This window comes from Streptomyces sp. NBC_00872 (assembly GCF_045161915.1).
Lineage (GTDB): Bacteria > Actinomycetota > Actinomycetes > Streptomycetales > Streptomycetaceae > Streptomyces.
On the sequence record NZ_CP108806.1, the window covers coordinates 3,405,310 to 3,427,089 of the forward strand.

Consider the following 21,780-nt stretch of genomic DNA (forward strand, 5'->3'; position numbering starts at 1 on the left):
CGTCCCAGGGGGAACCAGATGTCCGTAGAACAGAGCCCCGGGCCGGCCGGCCCGGAGCTGATCCTCACCCCGCCCGAACCCGTCGCCCCGGTCCGTACCGAACAGGCCGCGGGACTGGTGCCGATCGACGACTCCGTACGCACGGAGATGACCCGGCGCGCCACGGACTATGTCGGGTCGCTCGCCGCGCTCGACGCCCGCTCGCCCGAATTCACCGCACGTATCGGCGAGATCGCCAATCTCGGCGCCGGTGAGATCCGCGGCGCGGCCCAGCAGTCCAACCGGATGCTGGACCGTACGATCCACTCGCTCTCCTCCGGCGGCGAGGACGCCCAGTCCCGGGTGTCGTCCTCGCTGGTCGAACTGCGCCGTACGGTCGAGGACCTGGACCCGCGCGACACCCCGGGCAAGGGGGCCCGCCGGTTTCTCTCGAAGCTGCCCGGCGGCAACAAGCTGCGCGATCACGCCGCCAAGTACGCCTCCTCGCAGGGCACCCTGAACAAGATCGTGAGCTCGCTCAGGGGCGGCCAGGACGAACTGCGCCGTGACAACGCCGCGCTGCACACCGAGCGCACACGTCTGTGGGAGACCATGGGCAAGCTCCAGGAGTACGCGGTGCTCACCTCGGCGCTCGACACGGCGATCGAGGAGCGGATCGGCTCGGTCGGCCTCACCGATCCGGCGCAGGCCGACGCGCTGCGCGCCGATGTCCTCTTCCCCGTCCGGCAGAAGCACCAGGACCTGCTGACCCAGCTCGCGGTGTGCGCGCAGGGCTACTTGGCGATGGATGTCGTACGGCGCAACAACGAGGAGCTGATCAAGGGCGTCGACCGCGCCGCGACCACCACGGTCTCGGCGCTGCGGATCGCGGTGATGCTCTCCTCGGCCCTGGAGAACCAGCGCAAGGTGACCGAGCAGGTGAACGTCCTGCGCTCGACGACGGAGGACCTGATCCGCGGCAACGCGGAGATGCTCGCCACCCAGAGCGGCGAGATCCAGCGCATCGCGGCGGATCCGGCGGTGGGGGCGGAGACGCTGCGCACCGCGTTCCAGCAGATCTACCGGACGCTGGACGCGATCGACACGTACAAGATCCAGGCGACGGAGTCGATGGCCTCCACGGTGGAGTCCCTGACGGCCGAGCTCCGGAGCGCGAGCACCTATCTGGAGCGGACCCGCTCGGCGAGCGCGCTGGAAGGAGGCCTCCAGTGAGACGAAGGCCTCCGGTGAGACGCACGCTGACCGCCGTACTCGTCACCGCCCTGCTGAGCGCCGCCACGGCGTGCACCACCGGCGGGGGCGACGCGCCGGACGGGCCGGAGTCCGCCCCGGCCACGACATACCGTCCGGGCACCCTGCGGGTGCTCGCCTCCAGTGAACTCTCCGACATGCAGGGGGTACTGGACCAGGCCGAGCAGAGGACCGGGGTGAAGGTACGCCCCACCTGGACCGGCACGCTCGACGCCGCCGAGCTGATCGCGTCGGGCAAGGCGGACGGGGCGTACGACGCGGTCTGGCTGTCGTCCAACGACTATCTGCGGCTCGACCCCGGGGTGGCGCGGCGCATCACCAACGAGACGCCGGTGATGTCCTCGCCCGTCGCGCTCGGGGTGCGGACGGAGACCGTACGGCGGCTCGGCTGGCAGCCGGACGAGGTCACCTGGTCCCAGGTGCACCAGGCGGTCGTGGCCGGGAAGCTGACCTACGGGATGACCGACCCCGTACGTTCCAACTCCGGTTTCTCCGCGCTGATCTCGGTGGCCTCCGGGCTCTCGGGCGCGCAGTCGGCGCTCACCGACGCGGATGTGCGCCGGGCGTCGGGGAAGCTGAAGGAGTTCTTCACCGGGCAGAAGCTCACGTCGGGTTCGTCCGGCTGGCTGGCGACGGCCTACACCCGGCGCGGCAGTGTGGACGCGCTGGTCAACTACGAGTCCGTGCTGCTCTCCATGAACCGGGACAGCCGCACCGGGCTCACCGTGATCCGTCCCAAGGACGGGGTGGTGACCGCCGACTACCCCTTCACCCTGCTGACGTCGGCGCCCCAGGAGGCGCGGGAGGCGGGCCAGGCGCTCACCTCGTATCTGCGCAGCCCGGAGGCGCAGAAGTCGCTGACCGAGCAGACGTTCCGGCGCCCCGTCATCCCGTCCATACCGCCCGCGGCGGGCCTGGCCACCGACAAGCGGCGCGAACTCCCCTTCCCCGGCTCGCGTTCGGTCGCGGACGGGCTGCTCCACGCGTACGAGAACCAGCTGCGCCGTCCTTCGCGCACGGTGTACGTACTGGACACCTCGGGCTCGATGGAGGGCGAACGGCTCTCCCGGCTGAAGGACGCGCTCGCGGGGCTGACCGGTACGGACGACTCCGCGACCGGGGAGCGCTTCCGTGACCGGGAGGAGGTGACGCTGATGCCGTTCGGCTCCGAGGTGAAGCGGGTCCTGAGCCATACGGTGGACCCGGCCGGCCGGGCCGCCGCGCTGGACGCGATCCGCGCGGACGCCAGGGCGCTGTCGGCGTCCGGTGACACGGCCGTCTACAGCAGTCTGCGGGAGGCGTACTCCCATCTCGGCAAGGGCGGTCCGGGCTCGGACGCCTTCACCTCGATCGTCCTGATGACGGACGGCGAGAACACCACGGGCACGAAGGCCGTCGAATTCGACAGCTTCTACGCGGGACTGCCCGCGGACCAGCGTGCCACCCCCGTCTTCCCCATCCTCTTCGGCGACTCGGACCGCGCGGAGCTGGAGCACATCGCCCAGCTCACGGGCGGTCGGCTGTTCGACGCGACGGGTGGCGAGGAGTCGCTCGACGGCGCCTTCGAGGAGATCCGTGGCTACCAGTAGAGCAATCGGCAGGGCACTGGCGTATCTGGAGTCGCGCAAGAACCTGGTGGGCAGCGCGGCGGGCGTGGGCGGCCTCGCCCTCACCTTCACCGGTCTCGCGGGCGCGTACTGGCCGGTGGTCGTGGCGGGACTGTACGGCGCGGGCGCGCTGATCGCCCCGCCGGAACGCCCGGACGCCCCGGCCTTCACCAACCCGGCCGAGCAACTGGACGAACTCCGCGCCGACTTCACCAGGCTTCACGCCTATCTCGCCGAGGTCGACCTCCCGCCCACCGCGGCGGGCCGCCTCACCGAACTGACCGAGGTCCTGGCCGCCCTGCTCGAACCCGGCTGGGTCGCCGACGCCCTCGCCACCGACGCCGAAGGTGTCCACACCCTCTCCCGGGCCATCCGCCAGGACGTCCCGGAATCGGTGGACACCTTCGTACGCACCCGCTGGTGGACCCGCCTCCAGCCCGGCATGGAACCCCCGGAACGCCATCTCGAACGCCAGCTCACGGTCCTGTACGACGAGGCCCGCGCCCTGGCGACGGCCCTGAGAGAAGCCGAGTCCCGCCGCCAGGAGACCCACACCCGCTACCTGGAGGACCGCCACCGCCCGCCGGGACTGTGAGGGCTGGGGGAGGCGGGGGGCTGGGGGGGCCGGAACGACCTCCGGCTCCGGGGGTGGGGCGGGGGCGGCGGGGCGTCAGCTCATCGTTCAGCTCACCGCTTCGATGGCCGCCTTGATGACCTTGGTGACGGCCTCCGGGTGGGAGATGAGCGTCAGGTGCGAGCCGCCCTGGAACGTGGTGATCTTCGAGCCCGCCCGGCGGGCCATCATCAGTTCGGACTCGGGCGTGATGATCTGGTCGCCGGTGCTGATGAAGTACCACGAGGGGATCGTCTTCCACGCCGCGTACTTGGACGGCGTGTCGAACGCTGCCATCGACGCGGCGCGCTGGGTGGCCCACAGGTTGACGGCCTGCTTGGCCGGCAGGTCCTGGGCGAACTTCCTGACGAAGATGTCCTGCTTCAAGTACAGGTTCGCCGTGCCCTCCGGGGCGTTCGCGTACGGGACGCTGTCGAACAGCGTCTCGGGCGGGGCGTTGAGCGCCGATGCCGAGCCGCTCAGCTCCCCCGTGGTCTCGCCCACCGCCGGCGCGGCGGCGTCGACGTAGACGAGCGCCTTCACGTTGCCGGTCCGGGCGGCGGCGTTCGTGATGACCGAGCCGCCGTACGAGTGGCCGACCAGCACGACGGGCCCGGGGATGCTCTTGACGAAGTCGGCCACCGTCTCCGCGTCGGTGGTGAGGCCCTCCAGCGGATTGCCGATCGCTCGCGCGGAGTACCCCTCGCCGCGGAGGATCTTCACCTCACCGCCCCAGCTCGATGTGTCGGCCCAGGCGCCGTGGATCATCACGACCGTCGGTGCGGCCTCGGTACCACCGCCCCCGGGGAGGGCCGGGCGGGCACTCGCGACGGGAACGGTGGCGGCGAACGCCGTGGCGGTGAGGACGACCGCGAGCGTGTACCGGTGACGCGGACGTGTTCCCCGACGTATCTCCGGACGTGCCCCCGGACGTATCCGCGGGCCGGAAGTGGACGGCTCAGCCATCTGCTCTCTCCTTCGAACGGCGGAGGGGCTGCCCTCAGCGTCACCGCCGTTGGTCCTCGGGTCGCGCGTTGCGGAGCAGACGAGTGAAACGGAACCGCCACCCGGGTGATGATCCCCGCAGATCCGTGTCCCCCGTGCGCGGCTCACTCCGCCGTGCGCGAGTCACTCCTCCATGGGCGGCAGAGCGGACAGAAGGTCTTCGAGCATGATGGGGAAGTCACGTACGCGTACGCCCGTGGCGTTGAACACCGCGTTGGCGACCGCCGCTCCGGCGCCGCAGATGCCCAGCTCACCGACGCCTTTGGCGCCGAGAGGGTTGGCCTTGTCGTCGAATCCCTCAAGGACGACGGCGTCGATCTCGGGGATGTCGGCGTGGACGGGCACCATGTACTGCGCGAGATCCCGGTTCACGAGGGCGCCGGACCGCGTGTCCACGAGCACCGCTTCCTCCAGCGCCATCCCGACCCCCCAGATCATGCCGCCCATGAGCTGCGAGCGCGCTGTCTTGGCGTTGAGGACGCGGCCCGCCGAGAACACGCCCAGCATCCGCCGGAGCCGGATCTCGGCCGTGTCGGCGTCGACGCCCACTTCGGCGAAGTGCGCCCCGTAGGTGTTGATCGAGTAGGCCGCGTAGTTCGGATCCTCCGTCATGAACGATGCCGCGCCCTCCGCCTCGATGCCCTCGGGACGGACCCGTCCGACGATCTCGGCCAACGGCAACGGCCCGGACATCCCGTCGACGCGCACCCCGCCGTCCGCCAGGGCCGCGGTCGCGGGATCGAGACCGTACAGCGGGGAGTGCGGGTCGCCGCACGCCGCGAGCAGCAGTTCCTCGCGCAGGGCCGCGCACGCGCGGTGGACCGCGGTGCTCGAATTGCCCGCGCCCCACGAGCCGCCGGACCCCGCGCTGACGGGGAACCCGGAACGCCCGAGCTCGACCCGTACCCGGTCGGGGGGCAGTCCCAGCCCGTCGGCGGCGACCTGGGTCAGGAGCGTGTACGTGCCCGTGCCTATGTCCGTCATGTCGGACCGGACGACGGCCGTACCGTCCGCCTCCAGCCGGACCCGCGCCCTGGTCGCCCATTGGGGATGGGGGCGGATGGCGGAGGCGACGCCGTACCCGATCAGCCACCGCCCCTCCCGCAGAGTCGCGGGTCTCGTCGGGCGGTGCTTCCAGCCGAACCTGCGCTCCCCCTCGCGCAGACAGTCGACCAGATGACGGTCGCTGAACGGCACACCCCGTTCGGGGTCCAGCTCCGGCTCGTTGCGGATCCGCAGCTCGACCGGATCCATCGACAGCTCATGGGCCAGCTCGTCCATCGCCCCTTCGACCGCCAGCAGCCCCGGCGCGTGGCCCGGCGCGCGGACGTCCTCCCCGCGCGGCAGGTCGACCGATGTCAGCCGGTGACGCGTCAGCCGGTTCGGGGCGGCGTAGAGGCTGCGCGTCGTGGCGGCGGTCGGCTCGGCGTACTCCACGTCGGGGTTGGTGTACATGGTGACCTCGTGGGCGATCGCGGCCAGCCGTCCGTCCCGCCCGGCGCCGAGACGGACGCGCTGCTCCGATGTGGGGCGCAGGCCGACGAGCGGGAACGTCTGCTGCCGGGTCAGCGCGATCTTGACCGGCCGGTTCAGCGTGCGGGCGGCGATCGCGGCCAGGATCGTCTCGTAGTGGACGCGCAGTTTCGAGCCGAATCCTCCGCCGACGTACGGGCTGACCACATGGATCCGCTCTCTGTCCATCCGGAGCGTGCTCGCGATGGAGGTCCGTGCCATGTCCACGATCTGGGTGCTGGTGTGGACGATCAGGTCCTCGCCGCACGGCACCACGAGACAGGCATGCGGTTCCATCGGCTGCGAGGAGCCGTACGGCGTCGTGTAGTACTGATCGATCGTGACATCGGCGGCGGCGAACCCGGCGTCGAAATCGCCCACCGCGGCGTCGGCCGGGAGACCGATCTTCATGTTCTCCGGGAGGTGGGCGTGGTCCAGACGGGCGGCGAAGTCGTAACGTCCCCGCTCGACGGCGTAGGTGACATCGATGAGGCCGGCCGCCGCCCGAGCCTGTTCGAGGGTCGTCGCGACGACGAGCGCCACGGGTTCACCGTGGAAGTGGATCTCGGGGTTGGCGAGTGCCGTGAAGGCGCGCGGGTACTCCAGGAAGGTGGACTCGTCGCGGGTGCCTTGCGGCGGGGCGTTGTGGTGGGTCATCACCATATGGACACCGGGGAGGTGTTCGGCGCGCGTGGTGTCGATCCGGGTGATGCCGCCCTTCCCGATGGTCGCGCCCAGGATGTGTCCGTAGAGCGGCGGTCCGCCCTCCCACCGCTCGTACGCGTAGGTGGCCCGGCCGGTGACCTTGAGCGGACCGTCGACGCGGTTGAGCGGCTGTCCGATCAACGGGGCTCCGGCTTCCTCGCCGGCCTTCTCAGCTCGCGCCATGGCTTCCCTCATCCCGCCCGGACCGCCCGGACCGCCCGGTCGCCAGGGACGCCTGCGGCGCTCGGGCCGCCTCGTCCAGCGTGCGGCAGAGCGTGCGCCGGGCCAGCTCGATCTTGAAGTCGTTGCCGCCCTGTCCCACGGCGTCCCGCATCGCGGCCTCGGCCGCGGCGCGGTACGTCGCCATCGTGGCCGGGCGCTCCCTCAGCGAGTCCTCCGCGGCGAGGGACCGCCAGGGCTTGTGCGCCACACCGCCGAACGCCACCCGGGCGTCCATGACCGTCGCCGTTCCCCGGCCGGCTCCCGTTCCCGCGTCCGCTCCCGTTTCCCCGCCGGCTCCCGTTCCCGCGTCCGTCGAGACGACCGCCGCCACGGAGACCAGCGCGAACTCGTAGGAGGCGCGGTCGCGTACCTTCCGGTAGAGCTGTCCGCCCGGCGGGGGCGGGGGGAGGACGACGCCCGTGATCATCTCGCCGGGCCGCAGAACGGTCTCGATGTGCGGGGTGTCCCCCGGCAGCCGGTAGAAGTCCCCGATGGCGACGGTGCGTACGGACCCGCCGGCGTCGAGCAGTTCGATCCGCGCCTCCAGCGCCGTCATCGCGACGGCCATGTCCGAGGGGTGGGTCGCGATACAGGAGTCGCTCGCGCCGAGGATCGCGTGCGTCCGGTTGAGGCCGCCGATCGCGTCACAACCGGAGCCGGGATCACGCTTGTTGCAGCCCGAGTCCGTGTAATAGAAGTACGGGCAGCGCGTGCGCTGCAACAGATTGCCGCCGACGGACGCCATGTTGCGCAACTGGCCCGAGGCACCGGCGACGAGCGCCTCGGACAGGACCGGGTAGGCGGTACGTACGCGGGCGTCGGCGGCCACATCGGAGTTCGCCGTCTGCGCGCCGATCCGCACTCCCCCGTCCGGCAGTTCCTCGATGGTCCCCAGGGGAAGCCGGCTGATGTCCACGAGATGGGCCGGCCGCTCGATCTCCAGCTTCATCAGGTCGAGCAGATTGGTCCCGCCGCTGATGAACTTCGCGCCGGGACGGGACGCCGCTGCCGCCACCGCGGCCCGCGCGTCCGTCACCCGCTCATAGGTGAAGGGCCTCATACCGGACCTCTTTCCGTGCCTCTTTCCGGGTTCGTGACGTCGGCCGGGAGATCCGCCGCGACGTCGGCCGGGACGTCGGACGGGAGATCGGCGGCGGCATGACCCGCGACATGCCTCGGAACGGGATCCACACCGGCGGCCTCGCTGTCCGCCCCGCTGTCAGCCGCGACATCACGGATGGCCGCGGCGATGTTCGGATAGGCCGCACACCGGCAGAGGTTGCCGCTCATCCGCTCGCGGAGTTCCTCGTCGGTCAGCTCGATCCGCGCGGAGGAGACATCGGCGGTGGCATGGCTGGGCCAGCCCGCCTTCACCTCGCCGAGCATGCCGACCGCGGAACAGATCTGACCAGGGGTGCAGTAGCCGCACTGGAAGCCGTCGCGCTCCACGAAGGCCGCTTGCATGGCGCTGGGACGGCCCGGTCCCCCCATGCCCTCGATCGTCGTGATCTCGTCGTCCTGGCGCATCACGGCGAGCGTCAGACAGGAATTGACGCGCCGGCCGTTGACCAGCACCGTACAGGCGCCGCACTGTCCGTGGTCGCAGCCCTTCTTGGTGCCGCTCAGACGCAGCTGCTCGCGCAGCGCGTCGAGCAGTGACGTACGGGGATCGACGTCGAGGCGCCGCGAGCGGCCGTTGACGTTCAAGGTGATCGCGGAGAGCCGTACTCCCCCGTCCCGGGCCCGGTCCACGTCCGGCTCGCTCATCGCATCCGCCTTCCCGTCTCCGCCTTCCCGCCTCCGCCTCTCCGGCGGAGCGTTCGGAGGGACTCGGACGCCACCCGCACGCCACCGGGCGGAGGGGCCTTGAGGCTGCCCACGACCGGGCGGGCATCCCGCCGGCGGGCATCCCGTCCTTTCGGCCCGGAGGGCGGCGGGAACGTTCTTCCCTTCGAAGGACATACCGGATTCCACGCTAACCCCGTACCGGCGAACCCGAAACTTGTCGGAAGGGCCGCCGGCCGTTCGTCACTGTTCCACGGTGAGAGCCCAGGTGACCGCGGAGGGGGCGGTGACCCGGACCGTCCCTTCGGCCGTGGGCCGCTTCAGGTCGATCTCGTTGTGTGTGCCGCGTACGTCCTGGGCCACGCACTCAAGGGAGAAGCTCGGTCCGACCGGCTCGACGGATACCGAAAGAGTGCCCTTTCCCCGGCAGTTGACCTGGACTCCCAGCCGTCCGTCACCGATCTTCTTCGCGAGCGGCAGGGTCGCGTTCCCCCGGCGGGACTTCGCACCGAGCAGGATCTCACCGCCTCGCAACGGCGGAGGGGCCTCGGAGACCGTCCCGGTGCCGGCGGCGGTGCCGGCGGTCGTACCGGCGGTCGTACCCGCCGCGGACGGCCGTGTCGCGGGCATGGTCACGGGGGTCGAGGACGGCTCGGAGGGGTCGTCGTCGCTCCCGGTGCAGCCACCCGCCCCGAGCAGCGCGAGGACCGTCACCGCGGTCACCGTGAACAGCGTCGGCCGCCCGCGCCACCCGTGCCGCTCGCACCGCCCGCGCCGCCTCTGCCGCCCCTGTGTCCGCGCGAAGCCGAGATTCACGGCTGGGAGTCTTCCACGCCTGCGCCGAGGAGGGCAGGGGCAGGGGCGGGACGTCGCAGGAGTCGGTAGCGGGTGCGGCGGTGGGACTGGCGCAGATCGCTCAGACCGTTGTCGTCCAGGGCGTTCCGGGCCGCCTTCCTGAACTTCGGCAGGCTCTCCGTCATGGGCTGGACCGTCTGCTCGAACGAGATGAGCAGGGCGATCGTGTCCCGTGGCAGCTTTCCGGCCGGATTCCTTTCGTGCTCTTCTCTGATACGCCCGAGATCCGCGCAGAGGGAAGAGATCACATCGACCGACTGGGCGAGTTCCTCCGCCAGCGTCGACACGTTCTCGGGGCCCGCCAGGGCGACGTCGACCCATACCGATTTCACACTTGAGGCCCGGTCCCGGCACTCGCGCACATAGCCGCTCGTGAAGTCGGCGAGGGAGTGGGGCCCCGGTTTCCGCTGCCCTATCGCCGTCTGCAGCTCTTCCATCGCGGAGATGAACGCTCTGTAGAACCCATGGCGTGGTTCACGGCGTTGCCGGTGGTGCTCCATGTGGGCCGCGATCCGCGCCGCCTCCAGCTGGGTACGGCCGGTGGCGAACGCGGCTCCTATCGTGGCGAACGTTCCCGCCAGTGCGCCGCACACCGCGGCTAACCCTGCGTCCATGACTGTTGAGTCTGACCGCTGTCACCGTCCGGCGCGAGACCTCCGCGCGCGAAACCTCCGGCGGAAAACCGCCGGTGGCGAGGGGGAACGGCCGGTCGCGAACGGGAAACCGCGAGGGACCGGGCCGGTCCCGGGGGGTGGGACCGGCCCGGCGGTGTTGGGCGGCCGATACCGACACCGATGCCGGTATCGGTATCGGTATCGGTATCGGCCGGTGTGTCGGTATCGGCCGGTGTGTCGGTATCGGTGTCGGCCGCGGTGTCAGCGCAGACGTTCCACCAGCGCGTGGTACTCGTCCCACAGTTCCTTCGGCGCGTGGTCGCCGAAGGTGTTGAGGTGCTCGGGGACCAGCGCCGCCTCCTCGCGCCAGACCTCCTTGTCCACCGAGAGCAGGAAGTCCAGCTCGGACTCCGAGAGCGCCAGACCGGCCGTGTCCAGGGCCTCCCTGGTCGGGAGGACCCCGATCGGGGTCTCGACGCCGTCGGCCTTGCCTTCGAGTCGCTCCACGATCCACTTCAGCACGCGGCTGTTCTCACCGAAGCCGGGCCAGACGAACCTGCCGGCCTCGTCCTTGCGGAACCAGTTCACGTAGTAGATCTTCGGCAGCTTCGACTCGTCGCCCCTGGCGGTCGCGTCGGCGCCGACCTTGACCCAGTGCCCCATGTAGTCGCCCATGTTGTAGCCGCAGAACGGCAGCATGGCGAAGGGGTCCCGGCGCAGCTCGCCGACCTTGCCCTCGGCGGCCGCCGTTTTCTCGGAGGCGACGTTGGCTCCGAGGAAGACACCGTGGCGCCAGTCGAAGGACTCAGTGACCAGCGGTACGGCGGAGGCACGGCGGCCGCCGAAGAGGATGGCCGAGATCGGGACCCCCCTGGGGTCCTCCCACTCGGGCGCGATGATCGGGCACTGCCCGGCGGGCACGGTGAAGCGGGCGTTGGGGTGCGCGGCGGGCGTACCGGACTCCGGTGTCCAGTCGTTGCCCTTCCAGTCGGTGAGATGCGCGGGCGGTTCCTCCGTCATGCCCTCCCACCAGACGTCGCCGTCGTCGGTGAGCGCCACATTGGTGAAGACCGAGTTGCCCCACATCGTCTTCATCGCGTTGGCGTTGGTGTGCTCACCCGTGCCGGGCGCGACTCCGAAGAAGCCCGCCTCGGGGTTGATCGCGTAGAGCCGGCCGTCCTCGCCGAACCGCATCCAGGCGATGTCGTCACCGATCGTCTCCACGGTCCAGCCGGAGATGGTCGGTTCCAGCATCGCGAGGTTCGTCTTGCCGCACGCGGACGGGAAGGCCGCGGCGACGTACTTCGACTCCCCCTGCGGCGGCGTCAGTTTGAGGATCAGCATGTGCTCGGCGAGCCAGCCCTCGTCACGCGCCATGACGGACGCGATACGCAGCGCGTAGCACTTCTTGCCGAGCAGCGCGTTGCCGCCGTATCCCGAGCCGTACGACCAGATCTCGCGGGACTCGGGGAAGTGGGAGATGTACTTGGTCGAGTTGCAGGGCCACGGCACATCGGCCTCGCCCTCGGCCAGCGGCGCGCCCAGCGTGTGGACGGCCTTGACGAAGAAGCCGTCGGAGCCCAGTTCGTCGAGGACGGCCCGGCCCATCCGGGTCATGGTGCGCATGGAGGCCGCGACATAGGCGGAGTCGGTGATCTCGACACCTATCGCGGAGAGCGGTGAACCCAGCGGGCCCATGCAGAACGGCACCACGTACATCGTCCTGCCGCGCATCGCACCACGGAAGACGCCACGGTCACCCGTGAAGATCTCCCGCATCTCGGCGGGCGCCTTCCAGTGGTTGGTCGGCCCCGCGTCCTCCTCCTTCTCGGAGCAGATGAACGTACGGTCCTCGACGCGGGCCACATCGGACGGGTCGGAGGCCGCGTAGTACGAGTTGGGCCGCTTGATCGGGTCGAGCTTCACGAACGTGCCCTTGGCGACGAGCTCCCCGCACAGGCGCTCGTACTCGCTCTCGGACCCGTCGCACCAGACCACCCTGTCCGGCTGCGTGATTGCTGCGATCTCGTCGACCCAGGAGATCAACTCCTGGTGATGGGTGGGGGCGGTTGGGGGAGCCGCGATATCGCTCGCCACGATTGCTCCTTGATGAGGGTTTTTGAGGTTTGTGCCCCTTGGGGGCCGCGACCCGGACGCTTCGTAGCCGCTCATCCGGTGCCGACCGCACTCATATGATCATCCGCCGCGCGCGCCCATCTGTCCAGAGGACCGCACACGTGAGCATCACCACTCATGCGACATGACGATGAGGTTATTTGTGCGGGAACGTAACCTACGCTCCCGTAGGTAGCATGAACCCATGACTCCTGCCTCGCCCGAGCCACTCGCCAACCCCCAGTCACAGGAAGGGGGGAGGACCGCGAGCCGAGGCGGTCCCGAGGCCGTGCCCGAGCTGTTGAGCATCGTCAAGCCGAGGCTGCGCGGCTGGCTGCACGCGGGGATGTTTCCCGCCGTGCTGATCGCGGGAGTGGTGCTCATCGTCACCACCGAGTCACTCCGCGCCAGGGTCGCCTGCGGGATCTACGTACTGACCGCCTGCCTGCTCTTCGGCGTCAGCGCGATATACCACCGGGGCACCTGGGGACCGCGCGGCGAGGCCGTACTGCGCAGGCTCGACCACGCCAATATCTTCCTGATCATCGCGGGCACCTACACCCCGCTGACCATGCTGCTGCTGCCCGACACGACGGGACGGCCCCTGCTGTGGGCGGTCTGGGCGGCGGCCGCCGCGGGCATCGCCTTCCGGGTGCTCTGGGTCGGGGCGCCACGCTGGCTCTACACGCCGTGCTACATCGCGATGGGCTGGGCCGCCGTCTTCTATCTGCCCGACTTCATGCGCACCGGCGGGATCGCCGTACTCGTCCTCGTGATCGTCGGCGGGCTGCTCTACAGCGCGGGCGGTGTGATCTACGGTCTCAAGCGCCCCAATCCGTCACCGCGCTGGTTCGGCTTCCACGAGGTGTTCCACTCCTTCACGCTGGCCGCGTTCGTCGTGCACTTCGTCGGTATCTCACTGGTGGCCTACCAGCACTCCTGAGTTCCGCAGCATTCCCGAGTCCCGGCCGCGGCCGGGACTCGGCCCGTCCGTCACACAGACCCCCATAGAGCTTGACGCTATCCCTCTTTTGAGAGTTACTGTCATTTGACACTGACTCCAGCGCGGTCGGGATCGCTCTGCTGGGCTCACTGCTCGCCGCCGCCTACACCTCCGGGCTGGACACCTCGGGGCTGCCCGCTGCCGCCGCCGGCACCGCCGGGGACTCCGTGGTCGCCGCGCATGTCGTCGCCGACCGGCTGGACGTCCCCCGGCTCGCGGCCTCTGCGGACGCCGCGTACATCCACGGGATGAACCTCGCCCTGCTGGTCTGCGGTGTCGCGGCGCTGGCCTCCGCGCTGCTGGTCATGACGCTCCTGCCGGACTCCCGGGGACCGGACTCCCTGGAATCGGGCTCCAGGGAACCGGGCTCCAGGCGAGGAGAGGACAAGAGTACGCGCGGGGGCCCGGCCGGGGACGCGGACACGGACACGGACCGGGTCGCGGGCAGGGAGCGGGAGGCCGTCCGGGAGAGCGCGACAGCCAGGGAGACAGCGACGGCCGGGGAGACAGAGGGTGACGCGGGCGTGGCCCCGGCGCCCGCCGATGCCGGACAATAGGAGTCATGGCCGCCACTTCTCACACCCCTCTCGCCCCCCTCCCGGAACACCAGCCCCCGATGGGCCTGCGCGAGCGCAAGAAGCTCAAGACGCGGATCGCGATCCGCCGGGCGACCTACGGGCTGATCGCCGAGCAGGGGTACGAGGCGACGACCATCGAGCAGATCGCGGAGGCGGCCGAGGTCTCCCCCTCGACCGTCTTCCGCTACTTCCCGACCAAGGAAGACATCGTCCTCACCGACGAGTACGACCCGGTCATGGCGGCCCTGCTGCGCTCCCGGCCGGCCGGCGAACCCGCGCTGGAGTCCATCCGGTTCGTCATGGACGAGGCGATGCGCACCATGATGGCCGGCGACTACGACGAGATGATCCAGCGCACCAAGCTGGTGGTCGAAGTGCCCGCCGTCCGGGCCCGGATGACCGAGACGATGTCGTCGACGGCCAAGCTGCTCGCCGACGCGCTGGCGGAGCGCACCGGCCGGGACGCGGACGACTTCGAGGTGCGGATCTTCGTCGCCGCCGTGCTGGGCGCCCTGCGTGAGATCACCATCTACTGGGGGGAGCGCGGCAGCCAGGACGATCTGCGCGCCCTGATCCACCGCGCTCTGGACAATCTGGCCGCCGGTCTGCGGCTGTGACGCGCAGGTCGGACATGCCGGGCCGTTGTCCCTGGTCCGCCGACTGATCGCTCTGCGGTCCCGGCGGTCCCGGCGGTCCCGGCGGTCCTGAACGCTCACGCGTTGGCGGGGAGGGCCAGGACGAGCACGGACTCGTTCTGCGGGAGGTAGTGCACCTTCACGACCCGTCCCACCTGGACATGCTGCACGGCGCGCGGCGGCAGGAACTTCTCCACCACGGTGGTGAAACCGGTGCCGTCGGGACGGGTGACGGCCAGTCCGATCGCGACCTTCGGGTTGCCGTCGCGGATCTCCCCCGGCACCTCCAGCGAGCGGACCACGGCCTCGGCGGCCACCCCGCGCTCCGCGATCTCCAGATTCTCCCGGGTGGTGACGCCCTGCCGGATCATGGCCTCGTTCATCGCGCTCTGGACCTTCGTCATATCGCCGGAGCGGTCCAGCTCCACCCTGTCCGTACGGCCGGGCAGATAACGCACCGGCAGCAGGATGCCCGGCCGGAGCATCGCCAGATCCGTCACCGGCACGACCGCCCTGGCGTACGAGGGGAACGGAACGCCGTCCGCGCCCTCCACCATCAGCTCGATCCGTACCTCGGGCTGGTCGTTGAGCGTCATCCCGGTGGGCCGCGTCGACACGACGGTCCCCACACCCACCAGCCCGTCGCGGAAGGCCGCGCTGTTGCGCCCCGAGAACGCCGCCACGACGCTGTCGCCGGAGAAGGCGAAGACGATGGGGACGACGGTGAGGGCGATGATCGGCGCGATCATCTGCGGTCCCACCCAGGCGAGAAACTCGAACCCCTCCTCGACGGGCCGGGTGAACCCCGTCCAGAGGTAGTAGCCGGTCGAGCCGAAGAGAAACACCAGGGCCGCCGCGCGGATGAGCTTCTTCATGGGTCTGTTCCTTTCCCCGAATGGGCCGGGAGCCGTGTTCGGCCGGCCGGTACGAGGACCGTAGGAGCGGCCCGCGCCCTACCAATCCCAGGTTTGGCGGCGCCGGTTCGGCGCTGAGGGACCCGCTATAGCCTGGAGCGCATGCGGACAGATGCCGGGGTGCGCGGGGTGCGTTCGGGGGCGGCGCGTCCGCGGGCGATGGTCCTGGACGAGGTGTGGCGCGAGCTGGCCGGGGTCGGTCCGCTGAGCGGTCCCCAGGGCGGGCCCCTGAGCCGTACGGTGAAGCTCGTCCTCGATCCGCTGGTGATCCGTCCCGTGCTCCATCCCCAGTGCGCGGGCCCTTTGGTGACGGCGGACGGAGCGGCCCTGCTCGCCGCGCTGATCCACGCGGCGGCGGACGTGCTGCGCGCCACGGCCGACTGGTTCACCCTGCTCAAACAGGTGCGCCGCGCGCTTCGGATCACCGAGGGCAATCCCCAGGACCTCTACTTCCAGCTCTGCTTCGAACTGGCCGCCACCTCCGGTCCGCCCGATCCGACGACCGGCCGGCGCACGGCGGAGGAGGCGCTGCGCGAGACGCACGGCTCCGCGCAGGGCCGTACGACCGGGGCGCTGAAGGAGTACATCACCGACCCCGCGCACACCGCGGAGCTGACGGCGGCCCTCGAACGCGCCTGGGTGGGCAGGCTCCACGGCAACAGCAACGGCAACAGCAACAACAGCCATGGCAACGGGTCCCGCGCCCCCGGGGAGCCCGAAAGCCCGCAAGAACAGGCCGCGTTGGTACGGGACGTGCTCGACGGCTGCGCGGCTCCGTCCGTCGGCCGGTCCCGTACGGTGCACGCTCCGGGCGGAGGGCGGACGGCCGATGCCGGGCGGTCGGGTGCGGCGGCGCTGGTACGGCTGGTCGCGCGGCACGCCGGTACGGCGGCGGGCCGGGCCCTGTGGACCGCCGCGCCCGCCCCCAGACTCCCCGCCGGCGCCGAAGAGCTGGGCCTGACGAAGCATCCGGTACCGGTCAGCCCGCGCCTGGGCGGCTCGGCAGCCACGGCCGCGACCGGACAGGGCCCCGGACAGGGGCTGGGACCGCCCTTCGACCGTACGGTGCACGAGCGGGTGTTCTCCGTGTTGCAGACGTCGAACGACCGGGCCGGGCTGGCGCCCGTACCGGAACTGGTCCACCGGGAGATCGCCCGGAGCTGCGCGCCCTGGGCCCTGAGCGACGAGTCGCTGCGTGTCGCCGCCACCGTGGGGGTACAACTCGCGCTCGGGCTGCGGCCGTTGGGCGGCGGGGACGAGAGCGGCGCGAGTGGGAGTAGGAGTGAAGGCGGGGGCGGGAGTGGAGGCGGGAGTGGAGGCGGGGGCGGGAGTGGCAGTGGGAGCCCGGAAACGGACGCGCATCGTGTGATCAACAGCCGCTGGCGCCGTGAGGCGTATGTCCTCCGGGCCCGTCGGCTCACTGTCGGCCTCGGTGAGCCGGGCGGCTCCGGTGAGCGGCCGGGCGGCTCCGGTGAGAGCGCCGTACGGGCCGCGCGGACCGCACAGACCACCGTCCCCGAACCGCTCGCGCGCATCGCGGAGGATCTCCGTACCCCCTGGCGCGCGTATCTGCGACGCCTCTGGGTCCGGCTGCACGGACGCGATGTGCGCGAGGCGCCGATGCCCGGCGTCGAGGAGCTGTGGGACGTCCTGGACGGAGTCGCCCGCTCGGTCATCCTGGACCACCGCACCCGGGTCAGACGCGCCCTCAGCGACCCGGCCGTCCCCCTCGCCGCCCCGGCCGCCCACCCCGCGCGCGAGGGGACCGCCCGCGAAGGGACCGGACACGAAGGAAGCGGACGCGAAGGAAGCGGACGCGAGAGGACCGGCCGATGACGGACACCGTACGGATCGGCCGCGCCGAGGACGGGCTGCTCCATGTCATCGCCCCGCTCCTGCCGAGCGGCGGAACACCACCGAGTGTGCTGGACCCCGCGCCCGGCGTGGATGTGGCGGTGCTGGAGGTCGCCGGCGGCCATCTCACCTGGAGCGTGCTCGCGCTGGAGGCACCGCCCGTGGCGGTGCTCGACAGCGTCGGCCCGGCCCAGGGGTGGGTCTGGGCCGTCTACGGCGAACAGACCGCGCTGGCCCTCGCCGAGAACGCGACGGCACGGGCCGGGCGGGGCGACGACACCGTCACGGACAGCACCATCACGGACAGCACCGTCACGGAAGCGTCCCCCGCCCTGCCGGAACTGGTCGCGAGCGCCCGTCGGCTGGCGTACGCGCACTGGGCGGCACGGTGGTGGCCCGCCTCCGTGGTCGACGCCATCCCCGCGCTGGACGTACACCTGCTCGGCCAGGAGATCGGCACCCTCACCGAGGAGTGCGATCTGCTCTTCGGCGCGCGGGAGACGGCCGACGCGTCACCGGCGGACGGACCGTTCCCGGCCGTCCCGCCGGACACAGTCCCGGGCGCCGACGTGCCGCCGCCCCGCGCGACCGACTACGCGCTTGCCGCCGGTCCGGCACCGGCCGCCGGCGCGGCCGACGGTCTGACACTCGCCCGGGGCACGGGCGGCTCCGACTGGCGCCGCTGTCCGCCGGGGCTGGTCGACGCCTCGGAACGCGCCGTGTCCTGGGAGGTCGTACGGGCGGCGGCACGCACCACCGTGTCCATCAGCGTGGTGGCCGCCCCCGGACCGCCGCACCCGCGCCGCGAGTTGGCGCCATGGGCGGCCGTCGGCGGAGCGGCCGCGCCACTGGACGTCCCGCTGCGCCGGGTGGCCGACACCTGGGTGGGGGACGGTCGGCTGGACGGCATACGGCCCGACGGCGTACGAGCCACGGCGGGGCCCCATACCGACGGCCCGGCCGGTCCCGATCCGTACGCCCTCGGCGCGGACGGCCTCGCCGTGGACATCCATCTCCCGGGCTTCGGCACACCGGCCGGCCCCGGGGAGGATCCGGCGGCGCAACGGGCCGTACGAGCGCGGATACGCGATCTCGCGCGGAGCCGACTGGCCAGAGCGGCAGCCGCAGCCGGTACGGACTCGGCCGCCGGGTCCGGGGCACTCCTCCTGCGCGCCGAAATCGCGGCGGCGAACGACGACTCGGACTTCTGATGACCGACCTTCCCGACGGCCACGACGCCCACTGCGAGCACGATGCCCCTGGCAGACGCGGCAGCCACGGCGACCGCGACGAGCCGGGGCCCGAGGTGATCTCCCGGATCTCCGCCCTCGTCGACACGGGCAACGACGCCTTCCTCCGAGGTGAATTCCCCGCCGCCCACGCGCTGTTCGACCAGGCCGTCGAGGCCGCGACCCGCTACGGACGGACCCTCGACCTCCGTATCCAGGCCCTGGCCAACCGGGCGAGCACGGCCGACCGGATGGGCGACCACCCGGCGGCGATCGCCTCGTTCCACGAGGCGCTGAATCTGTGCGACCGGCTCGCCGCGCTGGTCGCCACCGATCCCTCCGATCCCTCCGGTCCCGCTGACACCGCTGACACCGCCGCTGTGACGGTCCTGCGGGCGTCCGTACTCGTCAATCTCGCCCAGGCACTGACGCGCACCGGGGAGCTCGACGAGGCACACACCGTCCTGGAGCGGACCCGCGCGCTGGTGGGCGGCGCCGAGCCGGGACCGGACACGGCGGATCTGCTCATCGGCTGTCTGGTCGCCCTCACCGCGATCACGATCGAGCGCGAGCAGTGGGCCAGGGCGCACGAACTGGCCGCCGAGTCCCTCGATGTCGTCCTGCGCCACCGCCCGGAACTCGCCGGGCGCCCGCTGCTGAATCTGTCGGCGATCCATCTCGCCACCGGACGGCCGGAGCTGGCGGAGGACTTCGCCCATCAGGCGATCGCCGCGTTCGAGGCGTCGGACACCCCGGCCGGGCTCGCCGAGGCACAGCAGAGTCTCGCCCAGATGTATCTGCGCTCCGGGCGTCCCGCCCTGGCCGAACCGCTGCTCACCGCGTGCCGGACGTACTTCGAACGCACCGGGATGGGCCACCAGTCGGGCATCGGTCTCGATCTGCTCGGACTGCTCGCCGCGCTGCGCGGTGATCCGGCCAGGGCCAACACGCTGTATGCGCGCGCGGTCGCACGGTTCGAGGAGTCCGGGGCGGTGGTCGCCGCCGCCGAGGTACGCGTACGACTGGCGGCCGTTCTGCACGCCGAGGGCCGGTACGAGGAGAGCGAGGCCCAACTCGCCCTGGCCTTGGCCGCGTTCGCCACCAGCGGGCTCGGACCGCGCTGCGCGCAGACGGACTTCTACCACGCCACGCTGCTGGAGCACCGGCTGTCCGGCCCGCCCGACCGGCACGGCCCGCCGGGCCCGCCCGGCCGGTACGGCCCGCCGGGCCCGCCCGGCCGGTACGGCCCGCCCGGCGGCTCCGCCCCGGACCCCGTGCTGCTGGGCCGGGCCGTCGGGCTGGCCGTACCGGCGGCGCTCGCCATCGACGCGGTGCGGTTCACACTGGCCGACGGCGGACAGCGGGAGCGCTGGAACCGTACGTTCGCGGAACCCGCCATGCGGCTGGCGTTCCGGCTCGCCACCCGGGCGGGCGCGGCCGAGCTGGTGGCCGAGCTGATCGAGTCACGGTGCGCGGGCACCCCGCTGCTGGACGGCTCGTCCGCCACGGCCGGTCCGGCCGAGGACCCGGACGGTGACCCGGCGGTCGGGGCGCCGTTCCCCGAACCCCCTGATTTCCTGGGTCCGTTGTCCTTCCCGGGCGCGGACCGGGACACCGGCGAGGAGAAGGACGCCTTCCGGCTCGGCGCCGCGCTCGCCGGAGTGGCGGCGAGCGCGGGACTGCGGGTCTCCCCTCCGCCCCGGCTGGCGCTGAACCGTACCGGCGCGGTGGCGCTCGCCCCGTACATCGCCCAGGCCGAGGCCCGCTACGGCGGCCGGATCCGTGACGACCGGGCGGTGCCGACATGGTGAGCGTGGACGGCGTGAGCATGGACGGGGTGAGCGTGGACGGGGTGAGCGTGGACGGCGCGAACGGCGCGGGCGCCGGGACGGGAGGTACGGAGCGGCCGGACGGGCGGCCGACGGCCCTGGTCCGGATGGCCGACGCCGGGGATCTCTACATCTCCTGGCGCTGGACACACGATCTGACCGCGACGGGCGTCGGTATCGTCCCGCGCGCCGAACTCACCACGGCGCTGACCGCGCTCGCCGCCGCCCTGCCCGGCGAGGCGCTCGGCCATGCGCTGACTTCCGGCGCCTTCGCCTCGTACGACACCGAACTCGCCCTCGCCGAACTGCTCGCGCGCACCTTCCTCCCGTACGGCCTCGCCAAGCAGCTCCACGAGCTCTACGAGCGCGGGATCCGCCCCCATCTGCGCCTTCAGCCGTCGCCGCGCGTGGCCCAGGTCCCCTGGGAGCTGCTGGCGCCGGATCCGGCGGTACGGCTGGTGGAGATCGCGGACATCAGTCTGCTCGCGCCGGTGAGCATCGCGCACGCCCCCGCCAGACCGTCCCGCACCTGGGCGGCCACCCGGCACCTTCCGGTCGTGGGCGTCCTCGATCCCCGGGTGCCGGGATTCCGGGCGGACTCCGCGCTCGGCTCCGTACTGGGGCGGATGACGGCCGACGCCCCGGTGGTCCGGATGGTCGCGGGGTATCTGGCGCGGGAGCGCTGGCTGCCTGCCGTACAGGATCCCGTCGAGGCGTTCCGCCGTACCGATCTGGACCGGGAGTGGCTCGGCGCGGCGCTGCGCGAGGGCGCGGGAGCGTCGCGGCTGCTGTACGTCGGCCATGTGACGGCGGCGGCGCCCGAGTCGGGGCAGAGCGAGAACGCCCAGCTCCATCTTTCCTGTTCCGCGGAGACGGCCGGCTTCGCGCCGACGGTACGCGCCCACCGGCCGCTCTCCGCGAAGGATCTGCTGCTGGGTACGTACGGGCTCGACGCGGGGGCGGGCGGCGCGGGGGCGAGGACAGAGGCGGCCGTCGGGACCGGTTCGAAGACCGGCGCCGGTACGGAGAGCACCGCCGGCACGGAGAGCGGCACCCGGGCGCGGGCCGGAGACACCCGGTGGCCGATCCCCAGCCGGGTGGCGCTGATCGCCTGCGAGAGCGGCGGTGATCTGCGGTTCGGCGAGGCGCTCGGGCTGGCCACGGCGATGATCCACGGGGGCGCCGAGACCGTCACCGCGGGCCGGTGGACGCTCCCCACGGATCTGGCCTTCCACCGGATCGCCGGGGCGGACCCGGCGGCCCGCCCGCTCCAGGACGCGATCCGCGCGATCGACGCGGCGCACGAGCGGGACGACGCGGTGGTCGCCCACGGCGACTGGCAGCGGGAACGGCTGGCCGCCTGGCGGGAGCACCGTGCGGTCGAGCACTCCCCCGTGCTGTGGGGCGCGTTCGCCACCATCAGCACGGTCTGAAACAGGCCCGACGGCCAGCGT

At 71.7% G+C, this 21,780-nt stretch carries 17 protein-coding genes and 1 pseudogene; 10 read left to right on the forward strand and 8 right to left on the reverse strand.

Annotation, left to right across the window (positions count from 1 at the left end; genetic code table 11):
• The first annotated feature begins 18 nt into the window (after positions 1–18).
• Genes OG214_RS14410 through OG214_RS14420 form a run of 3 tightly spaced genes read left to right on the forward strand, consistent with a single transcriptional unit; the run spans position 19 to position 3,453 of the window.
• Positions 19–1,212, forward strand: a complete 1,194-nt coding sequence (locus tag OG214_RS14410) for a toxic anion resistance protein (RefSeq protein WP_405984953.1) — start codon at positions 19–21, stop codon at positions 1,210–1,212.
• 14 nt (positions 1,213–1,226) lie between these two features.
• Positions 1,227–2,840 carry a substrate-binding and vWA domain-containing protein gene (locus tag OG214_RS14415; RefSeq protein ID WP_405984954.1) on the forward strand — a complete coding sequence of 538 codons (1,614 nt, stop codon included), beginning with the start codon at positions 1,227–1,229 and terminating at the stop codon, positions 2,838–2,840.
• Positions 2,827–3,453 carry a hypothetical protein gene (locus OG214_RS14420; protein WP_363079991.1) on the forward strand — a complete coding sequence of 209 codons (627 nt, stop codon included), beginning with the start codon at positions 2,827–2,829 and terminating at the stop codon, positions 3,451–3,453. Before OG214_RS14415 ends, OG214_RS14420 begins: the two co-directional genes overlap by 14 nt.
• Positions 3,454–3,540: 87 nt before the next feature.
• On the opposite strand, the gene OG214_RS14425 is transcribed toward OG214_RS14420, so the two are convergent.
• The 7 genes and pseudogenes from OG214_RS14425 to OG214_RS14455 all read right to left on the reverse strand — a co-directional run bounded on the left by OG214_RS14425 (position 3,541) and on the right by OG214_RS14455 (position 12,266).
• Entirely contained in the window at positions 3,541–4,437 is an 897-nt protein-coding gene (locus OG214_RS14425; protein ID WP_405984955.1) for an alpha/beta hydrolase, read from the reverse strand.
• A gap of 162 nt (positions 4,438–4,599) precedes the next feature.
• A complete protein-coding gene (locus tag OG214_RS14430) occupies positions 4,600–6,876 on the reverse strand; it encodes a molybdopterin cofactor-binding domain-containing protein (RefSeq protein WP_405984956.1) in 2,277 nt (758 codons plus the stop codon).
• Positions 6,863–7,975, reverse strand: coding sequence for a xanthine dehydrogenase family protein subunit M (locus tag OG214_RS14435; protein WP_363079994.1), 1,113 nt, complete (start codon positions 7,973–7,975; stop codon positions 6,863–6,865). Before OG214_RS14435 ends, OG214_RS14430 begins: the two co-directional genes overlap by 14 nt.
• 164 nt (positions 7,976–8,139) lie before the next feature.
• Positions 8,140–8,682 (reverse strand): annotated as a pseudogene (locus tag OG214_RS14440) (2Fe-2S iron-sulfur cluster-binding protein); the annotation flags it as partial.
• Positions 8,683–8,943: 261 nt separating this feature from the next.
• Positions 8,944–9,423, reverse strand: coding sequence for a hypothetical protein (locus OG214_RS14445; protein WP_405984957.1), 480 nt, complete (start codon positions 9,421–9,423; stop codon positions 8,944–8,946).
• 89 nt (positions 9,424–9,512) lie between these two features.
• Entirely contained in the window at positions 9,513–10,169 is a 657-nt protein-coding gene (locus OG214_RS14450) for a hypothetical protein (protein WP_405984958.1), read from the reverse strand.
• A 261-nt stretch (positions 10,170–10,430) separates the two neighbouring features.
• A complete protein-coding gene (locus OG214_RS14455; protein WP_363079997.1) occupies positions 10,431–12,266 on the reverse strand; it encodes a phosphoenolpyruvate carboxykinase (GTP) in 1,836 nt (611 codons plus the stop codon).
• A 223-nt stretch (positions 12,267–12,489) separates the two neighbouring features.
• Here OG214_RS14455 and trhA point away from each other — a divergent pair, with 223 nt between their 5' ends.
• From trhA to OG214_RS14470, 3 genes are all read left to right on the forward strand, one after another.
• A complete protein-coding gene (trhA, locus tag OG214_RS14460) occupies positions 12,490–13,227 on the forward strand; it encodes a PAQR family membrane homeostasis protein TrhA (protein ID WP_363079998.1) in 738 nt (245 codons plus the stop codon).
• A gap of 227 nt (positions 13,228–13,454) precedes the next feature.
• On the forward strand, positions 13,455–13,844 hold the full coding sequence (locus OG214_RS14465) for a hypothetical protein (RefSeq protein WP_405984959.1): 390 nt from the start codon (positions 13,455–13,457) through the stop codon (positions 13,842–13,844).
• 5 nt (positions 13,845–13,849) lie between these two features.
• Positions 13,850–14,482: a TetR family transcriptional regulator gene (locus OG214_RS14470; RefSeq protein WP_363085366.1), complete on the forward strand. Its 633-nt coding sequence runs from the start codon at positions 13,850–13,852 to the stop codon at positions 14,480–14,482.
• Positions 14,483–14,577: 95 nt separating this feature from the next.
• Here OG214_RS14470 and OG214_RS14475 read toward each other — a convergent pair whose 3' ends face one another.
• A complete protein-coding gene (locus OG214_RS14475; protein ID WP_405984960.1) occupies positions 14,578–15,375 on the reverse strand; it encodes a hypothetical protein in 798 nt (265 codons plus the stop codon).
• A 141-nt stretch (positions 15,376–15,516) separates the two neighbouring features.
• Here OG214_RS14475 and OG214_RS14480 point away from each other — a divergent pair, with 141 nt between their 5' ends.
• From OG214_RS14480 to OG214_RS14495, 4 genes are read left to right on the forward strand one after another with little or no spacing between them, the layout of a single operon-like run.
• Positions 15,517–17,250: a hypothetical protein gene (locus tag OG214_RS14480; protein ID WP_405984961.1), complete on the forward strand. Its 1,734-nt coding sequence runs from the start codon at positions 15,517–15,519 to the stop codon at positions 17,248–17,250.
• Positions 17,247–18,479: a hypothetical protein gene (locus tag OG214_RS14485; protein ID WP_405984962.1), complete on the forward strand. Its 1,233-nt coding sequence runs from the start codon at positions 17,247–17,249 to the stop codon at positions 18,477–18,479. The genes OG214_RS14480 and OG214_RS14485 overlap by 4 nt, the downstream gene beginning before the upstream one ends.
• On the forward strand, positions 18,479–20,308 hold the full coding sequence (locus OG214_RS14490; protein ID WP_405984963.1) for a tetratricopeptide repeat protein: 1,830 nt from the start codon (positions 18,479–18,481) through the stop codon (positions 20,306–20,308). Before OG214_RS14485 ends, OG214_RS14490 begins: the two co-directional genes overlap by 1 nt.
• Positions 20,302–21,759, forward strand: a complete 1,458-nt coding sequence (locus tag OG214_RS14495; RefSeq protein ID WP_405984964.1) for a hypothetical protein — start codon at positions 20,302–20,304, stop codon at positions 21,757–21,759. The genes OG214_RS14490 and OG214_RS14495 overlap by 7 nt, the downstream gene beginning before the upstream one ends.
• The last annotated feature ends 21 nt before the right edge of the window (positions 21,760–21,780 follow it).